Genomic DNA, 7597 nt, shown 5'->3' on the forward strand with positions numbered 1-7597 from the left:
CCGGCCCCGGCGGGGTGTTTCCCCCCGCCCCGCGGCCCCCCCGGGGCGCGCGCGACGGCCCGGCCGGAACGTTCCGGCCGGGCCTTCGCGTACGTGCGCGCCGCTCACTCCGCCGTGCGGACGAACGCCGCCGTGACCCGCAGCCGCAGCCGCGGTCCGACGAGCGGGCGCATCGCGCTCACACCGCACGCGTGCCGGTCGAGCTCCGCCGTCGCGTGCACGACCGCACGGGTGCCGTCCGGTGAGACGGCGCACGCCTCGGTGTCGACGGTGAAGGTGAGCGGCACGGACCGGCCCTTGACCTCGATCAGGCCGGTCACCTGCCACGCCCCGCCGGTGGTGAGGCGCTCACCGGTGAACCGGATCGACGGGAAGCGGTCCGCGTCGAGGAAGCCCGGCCCGCGGACGGCCTTGTCGCGGTTCGGGTTGCCGGTGCCGAAGCCGGCGGCGTCGACCTCCGCCTCCAACCGCCGCAGCCCGCCCCGCAGCACGGCGTTCCCGGAGCGGACGGGGAGCGATCCGGTGACCGGCAGGAAGAAGAAGTGCCGAGCGGTGAACTCGACGGAAGAGGCGCCGGCGTCGAGCGTCCAGGAGCCGTCGACGGCGGCGGCGGTCAGCCCGGTGGCGGCCTCTGAGTGGTCGGTGAGGGACATGGTGGGGGTTTCCCTTCGGGTCGTGATGAGGACAGGAGAAGGCGGAGGCAGCGAGGGGGCCCCGCGAAGGAGGCCCCCTGTCGACTGCTGTTCCGCGTACCGCTTCCGCGGTACGCAGCGGTGCGTGCGGGTGCGATTGCGGGTACGGGTCACTCGGGCCGCGGGTCCCAGCGGAAGCTGCGGACCGCGATCAGCGCGCCGATGACGCCCCAGACGGCGAGGACCGCGAGTTCCTTCCACTGGAAACCGGCGTTGTGCGCGAACGGCGCCAGCATCGCGTCGTTGAACGGCTTCACCGGGAGCAGCCCGGCGATGTTGTTCAGCACCTCGGAGTGGATCGGGAAGTAGCTGCCCGAGATGAACACCAGCGGGAACTGGATGAACTGCACGACGGCCGGGGCCGCCTCCGAGTTCTTGATCAGCGAGGCCACGCCGACGCCCAGCGCGCAGAAGCTCGCCGCACCCAGCACCAGCGTCACCGTGACCGCCGCCCAGTGCGTGGGCAGCGGCACGCCGTACAGCGAGCCGATGCCGATGACCAGCGCCACGTCGATGACGCTGACGACGATGCAGTGCACCAGCAGCCCGGCGAAGTACACCCAGGCCGGCAGCGGGGTGGCGTGCAGCCGCTTGAGCACGCCCGTCTGCCGGCGCATCGCCAGGATGATCGCCAGCTGGCCGTAGCACGCGCCGAGCACCGAGACCGCGGCGATCGTCGGCGTGTAGTACTGCATGCCGGTCAGGCCGAAGAAGAACTTCTCGTCGGCGCCGCCGCTGAACACCGCGCCGAAGATCGTGATGATCACGATCGGCAGCACGAAGGTGAAGACCATCGACTGCGGATTGCGCCAGAACGACAGCTGCTCATAACGGATCTGATGGGCCAGCAGCGCCAGGTCGCCGCGCGCGTCGGCGCGGGCGGCCGACCGTCCCGCGCCGGCGGCCGTGGTGGGGGTCAGGGTGGTCATGAGCGGCTCCGTCCCGGTCGGCGTCCCCGGCCCGGGGACGGCCTGCGCCCCCGCTCCGTGGACGGCGAGGATGCTTCCTTCTCCGCGTACTTGCCGGTGAGGCTCAGGTAGACGTCCTCGAGGGTCGGCTGCTCGACGGTCAGCCGCTCCAGCGGCGTACCGCGGCGCAGCGCCCACTCGGTGAGGCGGTGCAGCGCGGCGGTCGGCTCCTCGGCCTCCGCCGTCACCAGCCCGTCCTCCGCGTCGGTGACCGGCAGGGGTACGTCGGCGATCGCGGCGCCCTGCGGCAGCGCGAAGCGGATCCTGGCCAGCGCGCTGTCCCGGCCGCCGAGCGTGTCCGGCGTGCCCGCGGCGACGATCCGGCCGCCGGCGATGACGGCGACCGAGTCGGCGAGCGCCTGTGCCTCGTCCATGTAGTGCGTGGTGAGCACGATGGTGGTGCCCGCGTCACGCAGGTTCCGCACGACCTCCCACGCACCCCGCCGCGCGTTCGGGTCGAAGCCGGTGGTGGGCTCGTCCAGGAACAGCAGCTGCGGGTTGCCGACGACGCCGAGCGCCAGGTCGAGCCGCCGCTTCTGCCCGCCGGACAGGTCCTTCACCTTGGCGCCGCGCTTCTCCTCGAGGCCGACGAGGTCGATCACCTCGTCGACGCCGCGGGGCTCGGGGTAGTAGCCGGCGTTGCGCGCGATCGTCTCGCGCACCGACAGGTACGGCTCGACGGCGATGTCCTGGAGCACGAGCCCGATCTGCCCGCGCAGCCACCGCCCGTCCGCCTTCTTGCCCGGGTCGCGCCCGAGCACCTCCACGCTTCCGCCGTCACGGTCGCGGAAGCCCTCCAGAATCTCGAGCGTGGTCGTCTTGCCCGCCCCGTTCGGGCCGAGCAGGGCGAAGATCTCCCCGTCGCGGACGGTGAAGTCGACGCCGCGCACCGCCTCGTGGTCCCCGTAACGCTTTCGCAGGCCGTCCACGGCCACCGCGGTCACCGCGGTCCCTCCGCTTCGGTCACTGTGTGCCTCCCGGTGCTGTTTGTCGGGTCCGGTGTTGCCGTTCGCCCGAAGACCGAACTCCGGGTCGCTGTCGCGACGTTAGGCCCGGTCAGGGCGGGGTCCGCAGGAACGGGAGGCATCCGATGACGGACGTCACGCAAGCGGCGACAGGTGTCAGTACGGACGTGACGGGCGTTGCGGCGCGCGGCGCGGGCCGCACATCCTTCAGGGCATTGCCGACGGAGCAGCTGACGCGGAAGGCGGTCATGACGTGGGGTTCGGGGAAGTGGGCGAAATGAGACGGCCGCGGATCACGGTGGTCGGTGCGGGCATCGGCGGACTGACCCTCGCCGGCGCGCTCGCCGCGAACGGTACGGATTACGTCATCCACGAGCAGACCCGGCGGCTCGCCGAGGTCGGGGCGGGGGTCCAGCTCTCGCCGAACGCCGTCCGGCCGCTGCTGCGGCTCGGCCTCGGCGACGCACTGCGCGAGCACGCCGTACGGATCGACGCGATGGAGGTACGCGGCTGGACCGGCCGGCCCGTCGCCCGTACGCCGCTCGGCGAGGAGTGCGAGCGGATGTTCGGTGCGCCGTACTACGCGGTCCACCGCGCCCATCTGCACGAGGCGCTGCTGTCCCTGGTCGACCGCGACCGGCTCCGGCTCGGCGAACGCCTGAACGGCGCACGCGAGACGGACACCGGCGGCGTGCGGCTGACCTTCGAGGACGGCACCGTCCGCGACGCCGGGGTGGTGGTCGGCGCGGACGGCATCCACTCGACGGTCCGCGAGGCGTTCGTGCGCGACGAGCCCGTCTTCGCGGGCCTCGGGATCTATCGGGGCCTGGTCCCCACCGACCGTCTGCCGGACGCGGCCAGGGAGCGCCTGGTTCGTCTCTGGCTCGGCCCCGGCGGCCACTTCGTGTGCTACCCGGTCGCCGCCGGCGAGTACCTCAGCTTCGCGGCGACGGTCCCGATGGAAGAGGCACCCGCCGAGTCGTGGTCGGCGCCCGGCGATCCGGAGGACCTGCGCCGCGCGTTCGGCTCCTGGACCGGTCTGGTCTCCGACATCGTCGAGGCGACCGAGGTGACGCACCAGTGGGCGCTCCACGACAGGCCGCCGCTGCGCAGGTGGTCGAGCCGCCGCATCACCCTCCTCGGCGACGCGGCCCATCCGATGCTGCCGTTCATGGCGCAGGGAGCGAACCAGGCGATCGAGGACGCGATGGACCTGGCGGCCTGTCTCGCCGACGCGACCGAGGAGCGGATCGCGGACGGCCTCGCCCGCTATGAGGCGCTGCGCATCCCGCGCACCGCCGAGATCCAGCGCGGCTCCCGCGGCAACGCCGGCGTCCTCCACCTCCCGGACGGTCCGGCCCAGCGCCGCCGCGACGCACAGATGGCGGTCCACGCATCCCTCCGCGACCGCGCGACGCTCTACGCGCACGAGACGGGCCGCAGCGTGGTCCCCGCGGCGGTGTGACGCGTCTGAGTACGACGCGCGGCCGGCCTGAGTACGCCGCCGGATCCGCCGGCGCCCCGCGTCCGGTCGAATCGGGGCATGCTCCCTGAAGCCCTCCACCACCCCCGAGTCCGGGGCGCCGCCACGGCCGGCACGGCCCTGGCCGTGACCCTGCTCCCGCTCGTGGCGGGCGTCCTGCTGGCCAAGACGATGGCCGCGGACCCGATGACCCCGGTGAACGCGCTGATCACCAGCGGCGGCCACCGCGCCCGCGTCTCACCGGCACACCTGCGCGGCTGCGGCAGAAGCGCGGCACGCCGGTGCCTGGCCGCGGCCGCGACGGCCCGCGACTCCCGTCCCCGGCTCCGGCCGGGGCCGGGGACGGGGCCTGCCGCGGTGTCGAGGCGTGGTCCACTGACGCCGAACTGGCGTACCTGGGCGGCTGGTTCCCGGCGAAGCGACGGGCCGGACGGGGTCAGCAGGGCCGCTTGATCTGTACGAGATCGGAAACGGGGATCGTCCGCCGCCCGCCGGTGCGTCCGCAACCGCGTCGGGCCCCGGCAAGACCGAACCATGCCGGCGGAAGCCGATCGGCGGACCACATTGGTCTCGTACAGCTTCGTCGTCCATACTGCCCGCCGTGGAGCAGCAGATAGATCCGAAGACGAAGCTCGATATCGCCGTGGGGACGGATCCGGCATTCGTCCCCGTCCTCTCGGGGCCGGCGCCCGCCGCGAAGAAGGGGGAGGAGGAGAGCACAGCCACGGGGCCCGACGCGGTGACCGGGCCGGACGACGCGTCGGACGGGGCCGACGACGCCGGGACGGACGCCACCGCCGGCGCGACCGACGGCGGCGACGAGTCCGCGGACGAGGCCACGGACGGCTCCGACGCCCCGTCAGCCGACGGCCCCGCCTTCGAGGTGCGTGACCGGCGTGGCTCGATCACGGCCGACCGGACCGGCATCCGCTTCACCCTGGACGACCAGGAGGCGGACTTCCGCTGGGACGAGATCGGCGCGGTCGAGGTGCGGCCGGCGCGGTTCGGGCGCCGGTTCGCGGTCACCGTCCACGTCGCGGCCAACCGCTGGTTCAACGCGGACGTGGAGGCCCCGGCCAGGGGGCGCCTGAAGGAGTGGACCGAGGAGCTCGACGCGGTCCTCGACGCGTATTTCGAAGAGGCCTGATCCCTCTCCGGCCGCGTCTGGGTGGGGCGACACAAGCCCGCCCAGGCGTGGTTTGTGTCGATTTCGTCGTAAATGCGCATAGCTTCGGTTTATGACAAAGCGACAAACGACCATGCTCGGATGCGCGGCTCTGCTCGTCGCGTCCGGCCTCGGCGCGGCGGCTCCCGCCAGTGCCGCCGTCAGCCACCAGGTCCTGCCGGGCGAGTCGATCCAGGCCGCGGTGGACGCCGCACAGCCTGGCGACATCATCGACATCGCGGCCGGCACCTACACGGAGAGCGTCCGGATCACCAAGTCCGGCCTGACCCTGCGGGGCGCGGGCAGCGCGACCGTGCTCAAGCCGTCGAAGACCCCGGCCGCCGCCGACACCTGCGCCGGGGCGGGCAACGGCATCTGCGTCATCGGCACCGAGAAGCAGCCCGTCGAGGGAGTTCAGGTCCGCTCCCTCACCCTCAGCGGATACGCCAAGAACGGCCTCTGGGCCGCCTGGACCGACCGGCTGACGGTGCGGCAGGTCACCTCGGAGAACAACGGGACCTGGGGCATCGCCCAGGAGCGGTCCACCCGGTCGGTGCTGCGGGCCAACCTCGTCCGGGGCAACGGCGACGCCGGCATCTTCGTGGCCAACACCGTCAGCGCCGAGTCCGGCGCCACCGACACCAAGGGCACGGTCGTCTCCAACAACCTGATGGTCGACAACCGCATCGGCACCACGATCCGCCGGGTGCGCAACCTGACCGTCCAGGCCAACGAGATCACCGGCAACTGCGCCGGCGCGTTCCTCGTCGGTGACGAGACGACCCCGAGGGCCGGCGCCCTGACCGTCCGTTACAACCGCGTGCACGAGAACAACAAGCACTGCGACAAGACGGCGCGGCTGCCCGAGATCCAGGGCACCGGCATCGTCCTCACCGGCACCGAGGACACCCTGGTGGAGTGGAACATGATCCGCGGCAACGTGGGCTCCGCCCCGATGTCCGGCGGGATCGTCCTCTTCAAGAGCATCGTGGGCGCCGCCGGCACCGACAACGTCGTCCGGAACAACGTCGTCCTCGGCAACGGGGCCGCCGACCTGGCCAACCGCGACACGAACGGCACCGGCAACGTCTTCAGCCGGAACATGTGCGGACTCTCCGAGCCCGCGGGCCTGTGCTGACCCTCCGGACGGAGCCGACCGGCCCCGGCCACTCACGAAAGACCGATGCGGCATGACCACTGCAAGCGAAACCACTCTGCCCGCCATGCGGTTGAGAGAGCTCGTCTTCGGCGCGGCCTGCGCCGCCGCCGTGCGCGCGGCGGCCCGGCTCGGCGTCGCCGACGCCCTCGGGGACGCACCGGCGACCGCGGAGGAGCTCGCGGCGGAAGTCAAGGCACAGCCCGGCGCACTGCGCAGGATGCTGCGCGCCCTGGCCTGCTACGGCATCTTCGAAGAGGACGCCGACGGCAGGTTCGTCCACACCAAGATGTCGCGACTGCTGCGCGAGGACGACCCGCACAGCCTGCGGTACATCGCGCTCTGGTGCACGGAGCCGTGGACCTGGGACGCCTGGCCGCTGCTCGACGAGGCGGTCAGGAAGGGCGGCGGCGTCTTCAGCGACATCTACGGCAAGGAGTTCTTCGACCACCTGCACGAGGACGCGCCCGAATCGGCCCATGTCTTCAACCGGGCCATGACCACCTCGAGCAAGCAGTCGGCGCGGGACGTCGCCGAACTGCTCGACCTCGGCGGAGCGAAGACGATCGCGGACATCGGCGGCGGCCAGGGCCATGTGCTGGCGGAGCTGCTGGAGAAGCACCCCGGCGTCCGCGGCACCCTGCTGGACCTGCCCCGTGTCGTCGCGGCGGCCGACCCCCGGCTGCTCGAAGGCGGCTCGCTCGCTGACCGGACCGACATCGTCCCCGGCGACTGCCGGCAGGCCATGCCGGTCGCCGCCGACCTGTACATCATCAAGAACATCCTGGAGTGGGACGACGACAGCACCCGCAGGACACTGCGCAACATCGTCGCCGCGGCCCGCCCCGGCGCCCGGGTGCTCGTCATCGAGAACCTGGTCGACGACACCCCGTCGATGAAGTTCACGACGTCGATGGACCTGCTGCTGCTCCTCAACGTCGGCGGCGCCAAGCACACCAGGCAGAGCATGATCAGCCGGATGTCGGACGCCGGGCTGCTCGTCGGCGAGGTCCGTCCGGTCAACGCGTATCTGCACCTGTTCGAGAGCGTGGTCCCGGACTGAGGAGCGTCCAGGACCGGCGACCGGCACGCCCGGGGGGGGCGGCGGGGGGCCCCGCGGGGCGCGCGGGGCGGGGATGTCTAACAAAAATATAAAAAAAAAAAAAAT

8 protein-coding genes are annotated in these 7597 nt (G+C 72.2%); 5 read left to right on the plus strand and 3 right to left on the minus strand.

Features of this window, described 5'->3' with window-relative positions; genetic code table 11:
• Nucleotides 1-104 precede the first annotated feature (104 nt).
• From AB0K36_RS34300 to AB0K36_RS34310, 3 genes are all read right to left on the minus strand, one after another.
• Nucleotides 105-653, minus strand: a complete 549-nt coding sequence (locus AB0K36_RS34300) for a YceI family protein (RefSeq protein ID WP_364601667.1) — start codon at nucleotides 651-653, stop codon at nucleotides 105-107.
• A gap of 149 nt (nucleotides 654-802) precedes the next feature.
• Nucleotides 803-1621 carry an ABC transporter permease gene (locus AB0K36_RS34305; RefSeq protein WP_364601670.1) on the minus strand — a complete coding sequence of 273 codons (819 nt, stop codon included), beginning with the start codon at nucleotides 1619-1621 and terminating at the stop codon, nucleotides 803-805.
• Nucleotides 1618-2604, minus strand: coding sequence for an ABC transporter ATP-binding protein (locus AB0K36_RS34310; RefSeq protein ID WP_364601672.1), 987 nt, complete (start codon nucleotides 2602-2604; stop codon nucleotides 1618-1620). The genes AB0K36_RS34305 and AB0K36_RS34310 overlap by 4 nt, the downstream gene beginning before the upstream one ends.
• Nucleotides 2605-2902: 298 nt before the next feature.
• Here AB0K36_RS34310 and AB0K36_RS34315 point away from each other — a divergent pair, with 298 nt between their 5' ends.
• From AB0K36_RS34315 to AB0K36_RS34335, 5 genes are all read left to right on the plus strand, one after another.
• The gene (locus AB0K36_RS34315; protein WP_364601675.1) at nucleotides 2903-4090 is read left to right on the plus strand and encodes an FAD-dependent monooxygenase; all 1188 of its coding nucleotides are present in this window, start codon (nucleotides 2903-2905) and stop codon (nucleotides 4088-4090) included.
• A 78-nt stretch (nucleotides 4091-4168) separates the two neighbouring features.
• A complete protein-coding gene (locus AB0K36_RS34775; RefSeq protein WP_435877996.1) occupies nucleotides 4169-4561 on the plus strand; it encodes a hypothetical protein in 393 nt (130 codons plus the stop codon).
• Between the two features lie 148 nt (nucleotides 4562-4709).
• On the plus strand, nucleotides 4710-5255 hold the full coding sequence (locus tag AB0K36_RS34325; protein WP_364601677.1) for a hypothetical protein: 546 nt from the start codon (nucleotides 4710-4712) through the stop codon (nucleotides 5253-5255).
• A gap of 91 nt (nucleotides 5256-5346) precedes the next feature.
• Nucleotides 5347-6411, plus strand: a complete 1065-nt coding sequence (locus AB0K36_RS34330) for a right-handed parallel beta-helix repeat-containing protein (RefSeq protein WP_364601679.1) — start codon at nucleotides 5347-5349, stop codon at nucleotides 6409-6411.
• 52 nt (nucleotides 6412-6463) lie between these two features.
• A complete protein-coding gene (locus AB0K36_RS34335; RefSeq protein WP_364601682.1) occupies nucleotides 6464-7492 on the plus strand; it encodes a methyltransferase in 1029 nt (342 codons plus the stop codon).
• Nucleotides 7493-7597: the final 105 nt, after the last annotated feature.

Origin of the sequence: Streptomyces kurssanovii (assembly GCF_040677245.1) — a bacterium.
Classification (GTDB): Bacteria; Actinomycetota; Actinomycetes; order Streptomycetales; family Streptomycetaceae; genus Streptomyces; species Streptomyces kurssanovii.

Bases quoted from the DNA above. Each gene is read 5' to 3' on its own strand.
- AB0K36_RS34300 (WP_364601667.1), bottom strand. From the start codon at position 653: ATGTCCCTCACCGACCACTCAGAGGCCGCCACCGGGCTGACCGCCGCC.
- AB0K36_RS34305 (WP_364601670.1), bottom strand. From the start codon at position 1,621: ATGACCACCCTGACCCCCACCACGGCCGCCGGCGCGGGACGGTCGGCC.
- AB0K36_RS34315 (WP_364601675.1), top strand. From the start codon at position 2,903: ATGAGACGGCCGCGGATCACGGTGGTCGGTGCGGGCATCGGCGGACTG.
- AB0K36_RS34775 (WP_435877996.1), top strand. From the start codon at position 4,169: ATGCTCCCTGAAGCCCTCCACCACCCCCGAGTCCGGGGCGCCGCCACG.
- AB0K36_RS34330 (WP_364601679.1), top strand. From the start codon at position 5,347: ATGACAAAGCGACAAACGACCATGCTCGGATGCGCGGCTCTGCTCGTC.
- AB0K36_RS34335 (WP_364601682.1), top strand. From the start codon at position 6,464: ATGACCACTGCAAGCGAAACCACTCTGCCCGCCATGCGGTTGAGAGAG.